This window comes from Brevibacterium mcbrellneri ATCC 49030, from assembly GCF_000178455.1.
GTDB classification, from domain to species: domain Bacteria; phylum Actinomycetota; class Actinomycetes; order Actinomycetales; family Brevibacteriaceae; genus Brevibacterium; species Brevibacterium mcbrellneri.
In genome coordinates this window covers 44,026-60,224 of sequence record NZ_ADNU01000074.1, presented here as the reverse complement: position 1 = coordinate 60,224, position 16,199 = coordinate 44,026, and the positions used below count along the sequence as shown (strand labels likewise).

Genomic DNA, 16,199 nt, shown 5'->3' with positions numbered 1-16,199 from the left:
CGTGCGCGAGGGGGGACTTGAACCCCCACGATCTTGCGATCACTGGCACCTGAAGCCAGCGCGTCTACCAATTCCGCCACTCGCGCGAGCGACAAGGCATAACTGTACACGTTCAGGCTACGAACAACAAAATCCAGTGCTTTATCCAACTAACCCGCTACCATAAGCATTTGAAGTACAGGTGGAAGTACAGGTGATTACGCCATGCGGGAGCATGCGCACACACCACTGACAGCACAGGCTACTGAGTGAACAACGTGAACAAAACCGCATGTCACATCCAACCGTGTCGCGGTTATACTGTTCGCCCAGCAGTTACTACTACGCAGTTATTGCAGCTAATGCAGTTAACGCAGTTACAACGTGTGGCAGGAACAGCTAACGGCACACAGCCTGACAGCGAACAGGGGGAAGCGAACGTGGGCGTACTAGACCGATTCGAAAAAGGTATCGAACGCGTCGTCAACCAAACCTTCGCAAAAGCCTTCCGTTCCCAGGTTGAACCTGTTGAACTCGCCGGCGCGCTCAAGAAGGAAGCAGACACACACGCCGCTGTGGTGTCCCGCGGACGCACGCTCACCTCGAACAACTACGTGATCGAACTGGCCGCCAGCGACTTCGAACGCCTCGACTCCTTGAGCGAAGAACTCACCGCTGACCTGCGCCAAGTCGTTGGCGAGCACGCGATTGAACAGGGCTACAGCTTCGTGGGCCCGGTGACCGTCACGCTCGAACCGGCCGACGATCTGGACACCGGCATCTACCGTGTGCGCGCCTCCACCCGCCGCCCTGACGGCACCTTGGCTGCGCAACCTTCCGGCCGAGGTGGTTACGACCCACCCAGCCGCTCCAACCCGATCGTGCCAGAGGCTTATGAAAGCGCGCAGAACGCCCACCGCACCGGCGCCAACCCGGTGGTGGCCTCCGCTGCCTCAGCGCAAGCCGCACCCGCCTCGGGAGCCCCAGCCAACCCTGCCCGAGGTGGTGGCAACCCCGTACGGGGCCGCACCGTCCCGCGTTTCGGGGTCAAAGTCAACGGACAGTTCACTCCGCTGAGGCAGGGCACTACTGTGTTCGGGCGCAGTTCGCAATCAGCTGACTTCGTGTTGGACGACCCAGGAATTTCTCGCCGTCACTTCGAAATCACCATCGATGGCACGCACGCGACCGCCACCGATCTCGGCTCCACCAACGGCACCCTGCACAACGGACACCGCATCACCTCCATCACACTCACTGATGGCGTGACTCTCACCGCGGGCGATACTTCGGTAACGTTCTGTTCCATGGAGATGGGACGTCGATGACCGAATTCACCGTTGTAGCACTACGGTTCGGCCTGTTTATTGCCATGTGGGTGTTTGTGTTCATGGTGGCAGGCGTGCTGAGTCGCGACCTGTTCGGCCCGCGCAAAGTCAGAGCGGGCAAGCGCCGCAAGCGCGCCAAAGCACAGCAGTCCGCCCCGGCAACCCAGCAGCCCGTAGGCGCAGGCGCCGCAGCAGACGCCACCGCCCCAGCCGCCCACCAACCCTCCAATTTCGCAAGCGAACTGGTGGTCACCTCGGGCCCTCTTTCTGGAACGGTTATTGCATTAGGCGATGCGCCCATTACGCTGGGACGTAGCCGCGAGAACACTCTGGTCCTCGATGACGACTTCGCTAGTGGTTTTCATGCCAAGATCGGCCCGGACGGCCGAGGCGGTTGGTACGTGGAGGACCTGGGTTCAACGAACGGCACGTTCATGGGGCAACACCAACTTGAGGCGCCCACCTCGCTGGGAGTACACATGCCGGTGACTATAGGTAACACCACGGTGGAGTTACGTTCGTGACCGATTTTGTATTCAACAGCGCTGTACGGTCCAATGTGGGTCTGGTCAGGAAGAACAACCAGGACTCCGGTTATGCGGGCCGTAACTTCCTTCTCATCGCTGACGGCATGGGTGGTCACGCGGGTGGCGATGTCGCGTCTGCAATTGCGGTCGCCCGCCTAGCTTCACTGGACCACGGGGACCACACTGGCGAAAGCCTCGATTCGTTGCGTTCCACCATCTTGGACGCGAACGACCGGATTGCGCGCGCAGTTGAGGACGAACCGCAGCTGGGGGGCATGGGAACTACCGTCACTGCACTGTTGCGGTGTAACGACCGTTTGGCCCTGGCACACATCGGTGACTCGCGGGCGTACCTGTTGCGGGACGATTCGTTTTCGCAGATGACCACCGACCACACGTTTGTGCAGATGCTGGTCGACGAGGGTCGCATCACCCCTGAAGAGGCCGAATACCACCCGCAGCGCTCTGTTGTGATGCGCGTTTTGGGTGACGTGGGAGCCTCTCCTGAGCTTGACATGTCCGTGCGTGAGGCGCGCATTGGCGACCGTTGGATGCTGTGTTCCGACGGTCTCACCGGGTTCGCTGACCTCGACGTCATCGAAGAGGCTTTGCGTTCGATCGACGACCCTGGCGAGTGCGCGGATAGACTGGTCAACATGGCGCTCGAAGGCGGGGGTGCTGACAACATCACGGTGGTGATCGGCGATGTTATTGACGCGACCGACCTCACGGATGAAGACCTGGATGCCCCGGGCCAGTTTGGCGGTTCGGTTGAGATCAACCCGCAGTTCGCGCAGCTGGGCACGGTCGACAACGACACGCCGCCGGTTGAGGATTTAGAAACTGAGGCATTGCCTCAGGTGGATGAGGACACCGCCGAGGTGGCTTCCAACTCCCACGACGACGAGACCCCCGCGGACGGCGCCTCGGATGCCGGGGCGGGCACCGCGACTAACTCTGAAAAGGCAAGTGACGGCGCTGATGAGGAAACCGCCGAGGCGGTTTCTACTACCGCTGTTGGAGCGGCTGCGAGTTCGGCCGCGGCCGTTGCTGGTGACGGTAAGCGGGGCGGTCGGGGAAAAGCGCGAGCGACCAAGAGTCGCAAGCGTAAGGATCTTGGCGCTGACACTGACGATTTTGATGAGTTCTCTGACGAGGAACCTCGCCGTCGTTGGATTCCGTGGGCTATCGCTGGGGCGGTCATTGTTTTGCTTATCGTGGCCGGGTTTGCCGGGAAAGCGTTTATTCAGTCGCAGTATTACGTGACGGAAGAAAACGGCAAGGTCGCTGTTTATCAGGGGGTTTCGCAGAACCTGGGGCCGTTTAAACTGTCGAACCTGAACGAGACCACGGACATCGAAGTCGAGTACCTTCCTGCGTACACGCAGAGCAGGTTGAAAGAGACGATCCCTGCGTCCAGTCACGACGAAGCCCAGAAGATCGTTGAGAATCTGCGTTCTGCAGCAGATAAGACTCGCCAGCAAAGCGTTAGCGGTGGCGCAACGGACGGCAGTAGCACGGACCCCGCACCTTCTGCGCCGGGCGAACCTGGAAACAACCCTGAAAACAACCCGGCGCAGGGCACACAGCAGCAGCCGGGCCAACCTGATCAGCCGAACCAACCTCAGCAACCCGCGCAACAAGCCGAACAAGGTGAAAACCCATGAGTGTTGCCACGTGGAGTGTTGACGCAGGCGGAGACCAGGGCACATATCGAAACGCAAACGCGCAGTCACCTCAAACCAAGGGCCCGCGCACGTATCGCATTGCAGAACTTTTCCTGATTCTGCTCGCTATTGCTGTGTCCGCAGGTGCGTACGCACTGGTGGGCTTGGGAACCGACAAACAGATTCCAGCCAACGTTATCGAGTACTCAGTGTGGTTGGCTGCGTTGAGCATCATTCTTCACGCGGTCACCTGGTGGCGCGCCAAGTACGCCGACCCGGTGATCGTCCCCATCGCAGTGCTTCTCAACGGCTTGGGTTTGGCCATGATCTTTAGGCTTGACCAGGCAAAAGACACGCACGTGGCCGTCAACCAGCTCATCTGGATGACGCTGGGAGTGCTTTTGGCCTCTGCCACCGTCATCTTTGTGCGCGACCACCGCGTTTTGCGTCGCTGGACGTACACATTTGGCCTGGCTGCGTTGCTTCTCCTGGTGCTACCCCTGGTTCCAGGTCTTGGGAAGACCATTAACGGTGCCCGCATTTGGATCCACTTGGGCCCTTTCAGTTTCCAGCCTGGCGAACTCGCCAAAATTTTCCTGGCCATTTTCTTCGCAGGCTACCTTGTGACGTTCCGCGACCAGCTCACCGCCGCGGGCAAGAAGTTCCTGGGTCTGAGCTTCCCCCGTTTGCGCGACACCGGACCCATCGCAATCGCTTGGGTCGCGTCAGTTGGAATCTTGGTGTTCCAGCGTGACCTGGGAACGTCGCTGTTGTTCTTTGGACTCTTCGTGGCCATGCTCTACATCGCTACGAACAAGAAGTCGTGGATCCTCATTGGCCTGACGCTTTTTGTTGCCGGTGCAGTCGTCGCCTCGCAAATGTTTTCGCACGTCAACCAGCGTCTGAGCGGTTGGCTCAACGCGTTGAGCCCAGAAGAGTACAACAAGTCACCAGGTGGGTCGTACCAACTGGTGCAAGGCTTGTTCGGCATGGCTAAGGGTGGACTGGTGGGCACCGGTCTGGGCGAAGGACGCCCCAACGTGGTGCCGTACGCCGAATCCGACTTCATCTACGCCTCCCTTGGCGAAGAACTGGGTCTCATTGGGCTTTTCGTCATCCTCATCCTGTACGTCATTTTGTTCCAGCGTGGATTCAAAACCGCGTCCGAACTTCGTGACGGATTCGGCACCCTACTTCTCGCAGGCCTTTCGTTCACGGTCGCGCTACAGACGTTCATCGTGGTGGGTGGCGTGACGCGCCTCATCCCGCTCACGGGTCTGACCACGCCATTCTTGGCCGCCGGTGGTTCTTCCCTGGTTGCCAACTGGATCATCATTGGCCTGTTCTTGCGCGCCTCGGACAACGCCCGTCGCCCTGCGGAAGAGCTCGCTACGGGTGTTTTGCGGGTTGCGCCTTCCCGTGTGTCGGAACGTAAGTCTGGCAAGGGCACTGGAGGTTCCAACGCCGAGGCGGCCCCCACTTCCAGCGCTCGTTCTACTTCCGCTGCTGAAGACGCCCAGACTGACCAAGCTGGGTCGGAAGCACCCACCACCGTTTTGAACCAGAAGGAGGTCGAATGAATAAGCCGCTCAAGCACGTCGCTGTCGTGGGCTTTGTGATGTTCGCGTTCCTGTTTGGTTCCACCAGCTACGTTCAATACTTCTCAGCAGAGTCACTAAATGAGAACCCGCTCAACAACCGCACAGTTCTTGAGGAACTGTCGCGCAACCGTGGCCCCATCCTGGTGGATGGTGAGCCCGTGGCCCTTTCAACCCCCGTCGACGATCAGTACAAGTTCCAACGGGCTTACGGATCCGACAACCTCCCAGCCAAAATGTACAGCCCCGTAACAGGCTTCTTTTCGATCACCTCGGGCGCCACTGGACTTGAACGCACGGAAGGCAGCCTGCTGGCTGGAACTGACGACAAACTCTTCTACGACCGGGTATCCGGCTGGCTCACTGGGCAGGAACCCACGGGTGCCGCCGTCGAACTGACCCTCAACCCCAAGGCTCAGCGCGCCGCGTACCAGGCGCTGGATGGCCAGAAGGGTGCGGCCGTGGCCATGAACCCTAAGACTGGTGAGGTTCTGGCAATGGTGTCCACGCCTGGGTTCAACCCCAACGACATGGCGACGCACAACCGCAAGGACGCCGAGGCGGCGTATAAGTCGGCGCTAAAAGACCCGGACAGACCACTGTACAACCGCGCAATCGGGGGTAACTTGTACCCGCCAGGAAGCGTGTTCAAGCTGGTGACAGCCGCAGCAGCGATCGAATCAGGCGATTACAACGAAGACACTGAAATCGACGCACCAAACGCGCTGAAACTACCCCAGACCACTCACACCATCAAAAACGCGGGTGGTTCCACGTGTGCCGACGGGAAGAAGGCCACCCTCAAGCACGCGATCATGAAATCGTGCAACACTCCTATCGCCAAACTGGGCATGGACTTAGGTGCTGACGCGATGAACAAACAGGCCGAAAAGTTTGGTTTTGGCGACAACTTCACCATGCCGTTGCGAGTCAGCGCATCGACCTTCCCTGAATCGCCAAACGAACCAGAACTCGCACAGTCAGCAATTGGACAGTTCGAAGTGAAAACCACGCCCCTGCAGGTGTGCATGGTGACCGCGGCGATCGCTAACGGTGGCACAGAAATGCGCCCCAACCTGATCTCCGAAGTTCGCAATGCGCGCACCCTAGAAACCATTGAGAAGCCACGTCCGCGCGAATACTCGCGTCCGATCTCCAAAGACACGGCACGTCAACTCTCCGACATGATGGTCGACGTTGTGGATAAAGGAACCGGTACTGCCGCGCAGATATCGGGAGTGAAGGTAGCCGGGAAAACTGGAACAGCCCAGCACGCACAAGGAGCAGCACCGCACGCGTGGTTCACTGGTTTCGCTCCAGCGGATGATCCTCAAGTGGCTGTCGCAGTCGTCGTGGAATCCGGTGGAAATGCAGGGAACCAAGCCTCCGGCGGTCGAGTAGCGGGACCAATTGCGAAGAAAATCATGGAAGCGGTGGTGAACGAATGAGGCCTCAAAAGGGTACTCGTCTGGGTAGCAGGTACGAGCTCACCGGGCGGATCGCCGTCGGTGGAATGGGCGAAGTCTGGCGCGGCAAAGACACCGTGTTAGACCGTGAAGTCGCCGCGAAAATCATGAAGGAAGAGTACCGGACGGAACCGGGCTTCCTGGCACGCTTTAAGTCCGAAGCCCGCTCGATGGGTTCGGTTTCGCACCCTGGAATCGCCGCCGTGTACGACTACGGCGAAGAGGACGGAGCACCGTACCTGGTCATGGAGTACGTGCCAGGTGAAGCGCTTTCCACGATCCTGGAACGTAACGGCGGTTTGCCCGAAGGGGATGCGCTAGAAATCGTGGCACAGGCTGCCGAAGCCTTGAACGCCGCGCACAACGCGGGGGTTGTTCACCGTGACATCAAGCCGGGAAACCTGCTCATCACCCCTGACTTCAAAGTCAAAATCACTGACTTTGGGATTGCCCGCGTAGCCGACCAAGCGCCCCTGACCAAGACCGGTCAGGTCATGGGAACGGCCCAGTACCTGGCCCCAGAACAGGCCACAGGTAAAGGGTCCCGCCCGCAGTCTGACCTGTACTCGCTTGGTGTCATCCTGTATGAAGCCCTGGCTGGAGTGCGCCCGTTTACTGGCGAATCGCAAGTTGAAATCGCAATCGCCCAGGTCAACCGCAAACACCCACCGCTTCCGCAGTCGGTGTCAGAACCTGTGCGCCGACTGGTTGACGCTACCCTGTCGAAGAAACCAGAAGGACGCCCAGAAAGCGGAAAAGCTCTAGCAACCGCAGCGCGTGCCCTCATCGCCGGTGACGTCGCTGCAGCCGAAGCAGCCGTGCCGCAGATGAACCCGCGGCCAGAAACGGCCTCGGAAGCGGTCACCCGCGTATTCAACCAACCCGCACCCACACAAGCCACCCAGGTACTCCCCCAAACCGCGGTCAACCCGGTGGTGGAAGACCCGGAGGCGGGCACCTCGGACGTGGAGGAACCCCAAAAGAAATCCAAGGGTGCAGCCATTGCGATTGTTATTTTGTCGATTCTGGCAATAGCAGCGATCGCATGGGCCGTGTGGCAATTTGCAAAAACAGACGAAGAACCAAACCCAGAAACCACGGCCACCGCAACGCCTACGGAAGAAAACAAAACCGTCACCATCAACCCCGACGACTACGTGGGCCAAACAGCAACCACTGCTAAACGCAACCTCGAAAACCTGGGGCTGAAGGTCAAGCACGTGGACGTGGAATCCTCAAAACGCTCCGGGCGCGTGGTGAACGTACGCGAAGGCAACCGGGGTTACACGTTCGAAGAGGGCGACACCGTCACAATCGAAGTGTCCACCGGCCCTAGCGAGCCCGAACCCAAACCAGAGCCCACTCAAAAACAGAAGCCCAAGCCCACCAAACAGGCGCCGGGTGAAGGCAGCGACTCCGGCGACAACGGTGGCGACAATGGCGGAAATGGCAGCGTTGACGGCACCGGATCTGACGGAAGCGGCTCTGACGGCGGCCAGGACAAAGGCGACTCTGGTGACTCTGGTGACGGCGACGGGTCCGGAGGCAACGACAATGCGCCTAAACCTGAAAAGACAGCAGGCGGAAACTAGGCGTGGTCAACAGGTTAAGCGTTAATGAACATGGCACAGTAAAGTTGAACATTCACAATGCGTGGTTAGGAGGTCAGTGTGAACGCCGAGCGAATTCTGTCGGGTAGATATGAGATCAAAGAGCTACTCGGCCGTGGAGGCATGGCAGAAGTACACGCTGGGTGGGACACCCGGCTGGGTCGCCGTGTCGCGATCAAACTGTTGCGCTCCGACCTGGCACGTGACCCTTCATTCCACGAACGCATCAAGCGGGAAGCCCAATCAGCAGCCCGCCTGAACCACCCTGGCATTGTAGGTGTCTACGACTCGGGAGAAGAAACCTTCACTGAAAGTGGAGGCGGGGAAGTTCAAGTTCCCTTCATTGTGATGGAGTTTGTCGAAGGACAGACCCTCCGAGAAGTCATCACACAGCACGGACCACTCACCACACAAGAATCCCTAGACGTGGTCGCGGGGATACTGGCACCGCTGGACTACTCCCACCGCAAGGGAATTGTTCACCGTGACATCAAACCCGCCAACGTCATGCTCACCCCCGAAGGTGACATCAAGGTCATGGACTTTGGGATCGCGCGTGCACTGGAAGACACCAGTTCACTGACCCAAACCCAATCTGTTGTGGGTACCGCGCAGTACCTGTCACCCGAACAAGCAAAGGGTGAAGTGGTTGATGCACGGTCAGACCTGTACTCAACCGCGTGCGTTCTGTACGAACTGCTCACCGGGCGGCCACCGTTTGTGGGTGACTCGCAGCTGGCCGTTGCGTATCAGCACGTTGGGGAAACTCCCAAGGCTCCGTCTGAGCTCAACCACAATCTAAGCCCGGCTGTTGACCGCCTGCTCATGCACGCGCTTCAAAAGGAACGTGACGACCGGTACCAAGAGGCGTTCACATTCCGTGAAGACGTCCTGTGTGCCCGCGACGGCCGGCCTATGAGCATCGACAGCGAAGCGACCACGCAGCTGATGAACCAGCCGTACGCCTCAGAAACGGCTACGCGAGTCATGGCCACTCCAGCTGATTATCAGCCGGAGTACGGTTCCGGATCGGCGCACGCCTCCCAGCCAGGAACAGAGCCAGGAATTATGACCTCGGCGGTGGCTACCGTGCAAGAGGAAGAGCCGGACCCTGAGCGCGACCGCAAGAGGCGCGGGCTCATGTGGACCGGTATCGCCATGATTGTTTTGGTGCTGGCAGGTTTGGCGTTCTGGGTTTACCAAGCGTCGAAACCGCCAGAGATTGTCACCGTGCAGCTGGCTGACCTTTCCGACAAGTCGGTTGAGGAAGCTAAAGCGTACCTGCAGCAAAACAACCTGGTGGCTAAAGAGGAAGAGGTAGCCGACAACGACATTAAAGAAGGAAACGTTGTCAGCACTGATCCTGGCCCGGGCACCGAGGTGCCCGAAGGCGAGACGATTGTTCTCAAGGTCTCAACCGGGCCCGAGGACGTAAAGATTCCTGACCTTAAGGGCATGAGCGAGGCTCAAGCCCGGCAGGAACTGGAAAAGGTGGGACTCAACGCTGGGTCCAATATTGAAGAGAACTCGCCCGACGAAGACAAGGGCACAGTTCTCAGCACTGAACCCAAGAAGGGCTCAACCGTGAAGGCTGGGTCCACCGTGGACCTGGTGCTGTCCAGCGGAAAGGTCAAAGTACCCGACGTTATTGGCATGACCAAAGACGACGCCTGTGGTGCGCTTGAAGACAAGAAGACGCAGCTGAAGTGTGACGTCAAGGAAGTCGAAACAAGTGACCACACTGAAGGTGAAGTGTTTGAGCAGTCACTGCAGGGCGGTTCCACGGCCGATCAGCACTCGACGGTGACGATCCGCGTCGCTAAGGCGCCGCCACCGCCATCACCAGAGCCGTCGGAGGCACCGGAGCCATCACGCCCGCCGTTCTTCCCACCAGCACCGTCAGAAAACGACGTGCAGCAGAGGATTCCGTAGAGGGCTTGGGCTAAGTAACTGTTACTTATTCAGCGACGCAGTTGCAACAGGCGACCGGCCCGCGGCCTTGGCGGGCGCATCGGCAAGACCGCACCTAGCCAAGAAGTTCCCCACCATGAGGTAACCGTCCTCCGTGCGAACGGACTCAGGGTGGAACTGCACCCCGGCCAACGTTGCGTGACGGTGTTCAATCGCCATGATGACCCCGTCATCGGTGTGCGCGGTCGCTTCAAAAAGTTCGGTGGGAAGTGTGCTGTCGACAATCGCCAAAGAGTGATACCGGGTCGCAGTCAATGGGTTCCTGCATCCGGCAAAAATGCCAGACTCGCTGTGCCGAACAAGCGACGTCTTCCCATGCATCAGAACAGGTGAGTGCGCAACGGTGGCCCCGAACACCTCGGCCAGGGCTTGGTGACCCAAACACACGCCAAACATGGGTAGCGAGTGCGCCTCACACCAGCGGATCACCTGCGGGCACACACCCGAATCTGCCGGAGTACCCGGGCCGGGCGACACCAAGACCCCGTCGAACTGGGGCAGGTAGTCGTCCAGCTGGTCAGCGTTCACGTCATCATTGCGGATAACCGTGGTATCCGCGCCCAGTTCCTGCACATACCCAACGAGCGTGTACACAAAGCTGTCGTAGTTATCGATCACCAAAATGTGAGTCATGAGCCCAGTCCCGTCAAACCTTGCGCCGGGGCGAACGCGCCTTCTTCAACCGTGGCGTCGTTAAACGGCATGTACGGCGCGATCACGGGGAACACGTACTGCATGAGCACGAACACGATCCCAGCAATCAAAATCAGTGAAATCAAGGTCTTGACGAACCAGTTGCCTGGCAGAATCCGCCATATCAGTTCATACATCACTGACCTCCAGCCTTCTTGAACGCCGCAGAATCCTTAATGGCGTCGGGTGGCCCTTCAGATGCGGGGCGCCATTCGGTGAGCTCGGCGTAGATCACGTAGCGCTCTCGCGCCGAAAACATGGGGTTACACGCCGTCAACGTCATGAGCCGTTCTTTACCCTTGTATTCCGGGAATCCGGGAACTGGGGCGAGCACCTCGGTCTGATCAGGCAAAATGATGTCGAAGTTACGCATGGTGTACGTGTAGAAGCCTTCTTGGGTCTGAATGACAACCGGGTCGCCGGGGCGCATTTCAGCGATCAAGTTCAGAGGCTTTCCGTACGTCACGCGGTGCCCAGCCATAGCGAAGTTGCCCACTTCACCGGGCCGCGCGCTCGACGGGTAGTGACCCATCCCCATGCGGTTCAGAACGGGTTCGAGCTGCACACCTTCAGCAATGGTGCGGTAGTAGTCGTCGCCAAAACGTGGCACGTACATGATCCCGAACGCCTGGTTCTCTTCTGGCGTCTGGGCGATCACGGGCGTGTCGGGGTCGTTGGGGGTCTTGTCGCGTGGATTGTCTTTCCACTGCGTGACCAGGTTCGATGCGAGGTTTTCGTTGTCGCGGTTGGCTTCGATGTCAGTCCACCACAGCTGCCACACCACGAACAGAATCATGATCAGCCCGGCCGTGATGCACAGTTCACCGAACGTGCGGATCGTCCCACGCACAACCCCTAGCGGCTGTCGTTCGGGTTTCTGATTCTTGCGGTGTTGGGCGTGCGCCGCCTGGTCCTGCTCGCGTTTTTCGGCGCGGGTGGGCAGCGGTTCGTCCTGGGGGCGCTGCTCCGCCTGATCCTCCGGGCGTCCCTGCACGGCCTGGAACGGCTGCGTGTGGTCTATGTCCCTCTGCGCGCCGGGTTGCGCGCCCGGCTGGGGGTTGTGCTGGGCACCCGGCTGGGTGCTGTAGGAGTTGTTAGCGGCCGCCGAGGTGGCACTGGGTTCCGCTGGTCGAATGAACGGCCGCGAAGCAGCAGGCGCCTGGTAGGCCGTTTGTGGGAGCGTCACCGGCGAGAACTGTTCGGTAGGTTGGTCGGATTCTGGCGTGGCCCCACCTGCTCCACCAGCGCCTGACTGGCCAGAAGCAGGTTGCGCCGCTTGACGGGCTTGCTCAGCTTCTGCTCGGGCGCGCTCCATTTCGCGACGTTCCCTGCGGGTTCTGGGCTGTTCCACGAACACCTCACCATGCCTGTAACTGGCATTTAGACGACCAAACGAGCACCCGGCATAGCTCGCACACCGAGTTTCTCCCCATATATATTACGGTCTACTCTTAGAAGTCGGTGTAAACATGCGGTAATTCGACTCGTACCAAGTACAATCTTTGAGGACTTAACGAAAAGAGGAGAATCGTGGCTAAGCCCAACCGAGTGCAAAGGACTTCGCGAAACAAGGCAACGCAGGCTTCGCGGGATGCCCAGGCAAAGGACTCTGCGAAGCAACCGGTCGATTCCTCTGTCGCTGAGGATACTGAGAACGTAGAGACCGCCGAGGTGGAAGACGCGGACGTCGAGTCTGCAACCGACGCTGACAAGGGTTCCGAGGCTGGTAGCACGGCCGTAGGTGCCAAGGACGCCGCGGAGAAGGACGACGCAAAGTCGGAAACAACCTCGGCGAAGAAAGAAACCTCCTCCGAGAAGGACTCATCTTCCAAGACCGGCAAGTCCGAGTCCACCAAGAGCAACAAGGCTGGTAAGGACAAAAAAGGCAGTAAGGAAACTAAGAGCGGCAAGAGCGAGTCTGCGAAAAGCTCTGCCAAGCGCACCTCGAGGTCGGGCAACCCAGCGAAGCGCGCCTCGGGACGCAAAACCTCCTCCTACTCTTCTGCCGACCACGGCAAGGTCAACCGCCCCAACCCACGCTGGTTCCTGCCGGTCATGTTGGGGATCCTGTTGTTGGGTCTGGTGTGGCTCGTGGTGTTCTACATTTCGACTGGTAAGTGGCCGGTCGAGGCGTGGGGCAACTGGAACTTGCTGGTTGGGTTCGGGATCATGGTCGTGGGCCTTGGCATGTCGACTAGATGGCGATGATTCGCTGAGCTTATACTGCCCCTCGTGGGAGCTTCCGGAAAAAACTTCAGATTGCTAGCAAGCGCACCGATGTGGGTGCGCTTGCTCGCATTGTACGGCGGGCTCGTGTTGTACGGGCTGTCGTGCAGGTTGTTGCTGCAATCGGACCTGGGAAACATGCCGTGGGACGTGTTGCACCAGGGGCTGTCGAAGATGCTTGGGTTCAGCGTTGGGACGTGCACCGTCATGGTGTCGATTGTGGTGATGTTGCTGTGGATCCCTATTCGCAAGCACTTGCGCCCGGGGTTGGGCACCATTTCGAACGCGCTTTTGGTGGGCGTTTTTATTGACCTGTGGGGACTGGTCATTCCGGTGGCACCCAACCTGGTGTTGGCAGTGGTGTTCATGGTTGCAGGAATCGTGATTAACGCGTTGGCCACAGCGCTGTACATTGTGCCCAACTTTGGGCCGGGGCCGCGCGACGGCCTCATGACTGGCCTGGTCAGCGCCACGGGACGGCCGGTGTTTTTGGTGCGTTCTGTTCTCGAAGTTCTGGTGATGGGTCTGGGCTTTTTCATGGGCGGGCGACTGTTCGTGGGGACGATTCTGTACGCGTTCTTCGTTGGGCCGCTGACTCAGATCTTTTTGCGTGTGGGCGAACGGATGATTGGCCCCGCCAGCCCGTTTGATTCTGATGATGCTTAAGGCTGAAGGAGCTTAAGCAACCGACCAAACGGCGCAAAGTGAGCGAAACTACGCGTTATAACGCGTAGTTTCGCTCACTTTGCGTCGTTTCGCTTCATCGTCCACAGCCTGATCGCGCCCAGAATAAACCCAACGATCAGCCCGCCGAGGTGGGCTTCCCACGCAATGTTCGGCTCAACGAACAGCATGAGCACGTTTAACAACACAAACCCCACGACGCCGCCCCAGTTGCGGTCCAAGCGTTTGGACGGCACCAGCAGCACGCCCACCAAACCGAAAACCGCACCAGATGCACCCACGTACAGCGCGAACGGGTGCGCGATTCCTTGCGTGGCCAACAGCCACACCATCGCCGAACCGCCCACCCCAGACAGCACATACGTCACAGCAAAGAACACCGATCCCAACGCGCGTTCCAAGAACGTCCCAAAGATCAACAGCCCCATCATGTTGAACAGCACGTGCGTGGGGCTGGGCTGGGAGTGAACCAGCATCGTGGTGGCGAACCGCCACGGCTCGTCCAAGGCCCACAGCGGAACAAACGCCAGCCGCTCCTGCACATGCCACCCGGGAACAAACTGGGTCAGCCACACCAAGACCGTCACTGCGGCGATTGTCACGGTGACAGGGCTTTTGCGTAACGCCTCGACTGCTGGTGAGCGCCGGGCAACCGGGGTCTGCCCCACCTCGGGCGAATTATGCGAAAACGAAGACCGCCCACCGTTGGTGGGCGGCTCGTTGTGATCCGGGTGATCAGTCACAGGTGCGGTCTACTTGATGATTTCAACCGACTCGATGACAACAGGTTCCTGCGGGCGGTCCATGGCGCCGGTGGGGGTCGCTTCGATGTCGGCGACAACCTTGGCGGATTCCTCGTCAGCAACCTCACCGAAAATGGTGTGCTTGCCGTTGAGCCATTCGGTAGGAACCGTGGTGATGAAGAACTGCGAACCGTTGGTGCCCTTGCCGCCGCGAGTTCCAGCGTTTGCCATAGCCAGCAGGCCAGGCTTGGTGAACTGAAGTTCAGGGTGGATTTCGTCGTCAAACGTGTAGCCAGGGCCACCAGTTCCCTGACCCAACGGGCAACCACCCTGGATCATGAACTGCTTGATGATGCGGTGGAAGCCCAAGCCGTCGTAGTAACGGGTGGGATTGGTGCGGCCCGCGTCGTCCTTGTATTCGCGGGTGCCTTCGGCCAGTTCTACGAAGTTGGCCACGGTTTTTGGCGCGTGGTTTCCGAAAAGGTTGAGTTTGATGTCGCCCTTGTTGGTGTGCAGGATCGCCTGCTGCGTTGCAATACTCATAACTTCATTGTGTCATGACCGGCCTGTGGCCTTGTCAAGTTTCATTAAGGGTTCCGTGGTGGGGGTTGGTGGGGCGCTGAAGCGGGGGCCGGTGGGGGCTGGGTGCGGTTGGTGTGGGACACCTCGGACCAGCGCGCACACAGCAAAGACTCAGTCTCAGAAGGCCTGCTCAGGTGGCACTGCACAGTCAAACACGTAGGATAAAGGTAACGAGTTTTTATTCTCGAGCTTGGGAGGGCCATGTTTAAAAAATCGCCGGCTAAAAAAGTAGCAAAGAAGTCAACCGCAACCGCAAAATCATTTTTGGAAGAGGTTAGTGACGTGGCATCGCAGATTGGTAAGACAGTTCGAGAAGGTTCGGCACAGGCACTCGAGGCCACTGGCCCTGGCCTGGAGCGCGCCAACGAATTCATTCACGACATCACCGACGCAGCTGGCCCCAAGCTGAGCCAGACGAGCGACCGTCTGCACGAGGTTGCCGACCGTGTTCGCGCCCAGGCCGGCCCTCGTCTGCAGGAGCTGTCGGAGCAGGGTCGCGACCGTGCAGCTCAGGCAAGCGAACGCGTAAGCGGGTACTCCACCAAGGCAGCTTCTGACGCCAGCAAGCGTTTTGCTGACACGTCTTCGCAGGTAGCTGGTCTGTTGGCTTCCGCGTCTGCTCCAAAGGGAGTGGAAGAGTTCGTGGGTCGCGTGACCGGCGACAAGAAGGCCATCAAGAAGGCTCAGAAGGCTGCGGCTAAGCGCGCTAAGGAACTTTCGAAGCAGGCGTCGAAGACGTCGAAGGAACTGGCCAAGTCCAACAAGAAGAGCAACGGTTGGAACTGGGTCGTGTGGGTTCTGGCTCTGGGCGCGATTGGTGCCATTGGCTACTTCGTGTGGAAGAAGCTCCAGCCGGTTAACGACCCATGGTCAGAGCCGCTGCCTGGCAACCGTCCAGCTGACGCTCGCCCGCTGGGTTCGCACGACGCTGAAGAGTCCACCGCGACCGCTCCTATTGTGACCGAGGTGGAAGTTCCCGAAGGTCACGGCGACGACGAAGAAGAAGATGCCGAGGTTGTCGCATCCGACCTCGAAGACGTCAAGGACGCTGACGCCTCGGGTACCCCTGGCAAGCACTGAGGTGTGAAGGGCTTGAGTGACTAGCCCTTAAACACAAAACCGGCC

At 59.2% G+C, this 16,199-nt stretch carries 15 protein-coding genes and 1 tRNA gene; 10 read left to right on the top strand and 6 right to left on the bottom strand.

Features of this window, described 5'->3' with window-relative positions; genetic code table 11:
* Positions 1 to 2: 2 nt before the first annotated feature.
* Positions 3 to 86: transfer RNA gene (locus HMPREF0183_RS11000), tRNA-Leu, on the bottom strand.
* A gap of 279 nt (positions 87 to 365) precedes the next feature.
* Here HMPREF0183_RS11000 and HMPREF0183_RS10995 point away from each other — a divergent pair.
* The 7 genes from HMPREF0183_RS10995 to pknB all read left to right on the top strand — a co-directional run bounded on the left by HMPREF0183_RS10995 (position 366) and on the right by pknB (position 10,107).
* Entirely contained in the window at positions 366 to 1,307 is a 942-nt protein-coding gene (locus HMPREF0183_RS10995) for a DUF3662 and FHA domain-containing protein (protein ID WP_245527164.1), read from the top strand.
* Positions 1,304 to 1,831 carry an FHA domain-containing protein FhaB/FipA gene (locus HMPREF0183_RS10990; RefSeq protein WP_005886088.1) on the top strand — a complete coding sequence of 176 codons (528 nt, stop codon included), beginning with the start codon at positions 1,304 to 1,306 and terminating at the stop codon, positions 1,829 to 1,831. Before HMPREF0183_RS10995 ends, HMPREF0183_RS10990 begins: the two co-directional genes overlap by 4 nt.
* On the top strand, positions 1,828 to 3,501 hold the full coding sequence (locus HMPREF0183_RS10985) for a PP2C family protein-serine/threonine phosphatase (protein ID WP_005886086.1): 1,674 nt from the start codon (positions 1,828 to 1,830) through the stop codon (positions 3,499 to 3,501). Before HMPREF0183_RS10990 ends, HMPREF0183_RS10985 begins: the two co-directional genes overlap by 4 nt.
* Positions 3,498 to 5,081 (top strand): FtsW/RodA/SpoVE family cell cycle protein, encoded by a 1,584-nt coding sequence (locus tag HMPREF0183_RS10980; protein ID WP_005886084.1) that lies wholly within the window; start codon positions 3,498 to 3,500, stop codon positions 5,079 to 5,081. Before HMPREF0183_RS10985 ends, HMPREF0183_RS10980 begins: the two co-directional genes overlap by 4 nt.
* Positions 5,078 to 6,547, top strand: a complete 1,470-nt coding sequence (locus HMPREF0183_RS10975) for a peptidoglycan D,D-transpeptidase FtsI family protein (RefSeq protein ID WP_005886082.1) — start codon at positions 5,078 to 5,080, stop codon at positions 6,545 to 6,547. Before HMPREF0183_RS10980 ends, HMPREF0183_RS10975 begins: the two co-directional genes overlap by 4 nt.
* A complete protein-coding gene (locus HMPREF0183_RS10970; RefSeq protein ID WP_005886080.1) occupies positions 6,544 to 8,157 on the top strand; it encodes a protein kinase domain-containing protein in 1,614 nt (537 codons plus the stop codon). The genes HMPREF0183_RS10975 and HMPREF0183_RS10970 overlap by 4 nt, the downstream gene beginning before the upstream one ends.
* Before the next feature lie 78 nt (positions 8,158 to 8,235).
* The gene (gene pknB, locus HMPREF0183_RS10965; RefSeq protein WP_005886079.1) at positions 8,236 to 10,107 is read left to right on the top strand and encodes a Stk1 family PASTA domain-containing Ser/Thr kinase; all 1,872 of its coding nucleotides are present in this window, start codon (positions 8,236 to 8,238) and stop codon (positions 10,105 to 10,107) included.
* Between the two features lie 21 nt (positions 10,108 to 10,128).
* Here pknB and HMPREF0183_RS10960 read toward each other — a convergent pair whose 3' ends face one another.
* The 3 genes from HMPREF0183_RS10960 to HMPREF0183_RS10950 are packed head-to-tail and all read right to left on the bottom strand — an operon-like array spanning position 10,129 to position 12,190.
* Complete coding sequence (locus HMPREF0183_RS10960) at positions 10,129 to 10,779, bottom strand: anthranilate synthase component II (RefSeq protein WP_005886077.1); 651 nt, start codon at positions 10,777 to 10,779, stop codon at positions 10,129 to 10,131.
* Positions 10,776 to 10,976: a hypothetical protein gene (locus tag HMPREF0183_RS10955; protein ID WP_005886075.1), complete on the bottom strand. Its 201-nt coding sequence runs from the start codon at positions 10,974 to 10,976 to the stop codon at positions 10,776 to 10,778. Before HMPREF0183_RS10955 ends, HMPREF0183_RS10960 begins: the two co-directional genes overlap by 4 nt.
* Positions 10,976 to 12,190: a class E sortase gene (locus HMPREF0183_RS10950; protein WP_245527163.1), complete on the bottom strand. Its 1,215-nt coding sequence runs from the start codon at positions 12,188 to 12,190 to the stop codon at positions 10,976 to 10,978. The genes HMPREF0183_RS10955 and HMPREF0183_RS10950 overlap by 1 nt, the downstream gene beginning before the upstream one ends.
* 179 nt (positions 12,191 to 12,369) lie before the next feature.
* Between HMPREF0183_RS10950 and HMPREF0183_RS12660 the strand changes: the two genes are divergently transcribed.
* Both HMPREF0183_RS12660 and yczE read left to right on the top strand, forming a co-directional pair.
* Complete coding sequence (locus HMPREF0183_RS12660) at positions 12,370 to 13,047, top strand: cell division protein CrgA (RefSeq protein ID WP_005886071.1); 678 nt, start codon at positions 12,370 to 12,372, stop codon at positions 13,045 to 13,047.
* Between the two features lie 24 nt (positions 13,048 to 13,071).
* Complete coding sequence (gene yczE, locus HMPREF0183_RS10940; RefSeq protein WP_245527162.1) at positions 13,072 to 13,731, top strand: membrane protein YczE; 660 nt, start codon at positions 13,072 to 13,074, stop codon at positions 13,729 to 13,731.
* Positions 13,732 to 13,805: 74 nt separating this feature from the next.
* On the opposite strand, the gene HMPREF0183_RS10935 is transcribed toward yczE, so the two are convergent.
* Together HMPREF0183_RS10935 and HMPREF0183_RS10930 are read right to left on the bottom strand one after the other, a co-directional pair.
* The gene (locus tag HMPREF0183_RS10935) at positions 13,806 to 14,492 is read right to left on the bottom strand and encodes a rhomboid family intramembrane serine protease (protein ID WP_005886068.1); all 687 of its coding nucleotides are present in this window, start codon (positions 14,490 to 14,492) and stop codon (positions 13,806 to 13,808) included.
* 9 nt (positions 14,493 to 14,501) lie between these two features.
* Complete coding sequence (locus tag HMPREF0183_RS10930; RefSeq protein WP_005886066.1) at positions 14,502 to 15,035, bottom strand: peptidylprolyl isomerase; 534 nt, start codon at positions 15,033 to 15,035, stop codon at positions 14,502 to 14,504.
* Positions 15,036 to 15,275: 240 nt separating this feature from the next.
* Between HMPREF0183_RS10930 and HMPREF0183_RS12305 the strand changes: the two genes are divergently transcribed.
* Complete coding sequence (locus HMPREF0183_RS12305; protein ID WP_005886064.1) at positions 15,276 to 16,154, top strand: hypothetical protein; 879 nt, start codon at positions 15,276 to 15,278, stop codon at positions 16,152 to 16,154.
* The last annotated feature ends 45 nt before the right edge of the window (positions 16,155 to 16,199 follow it).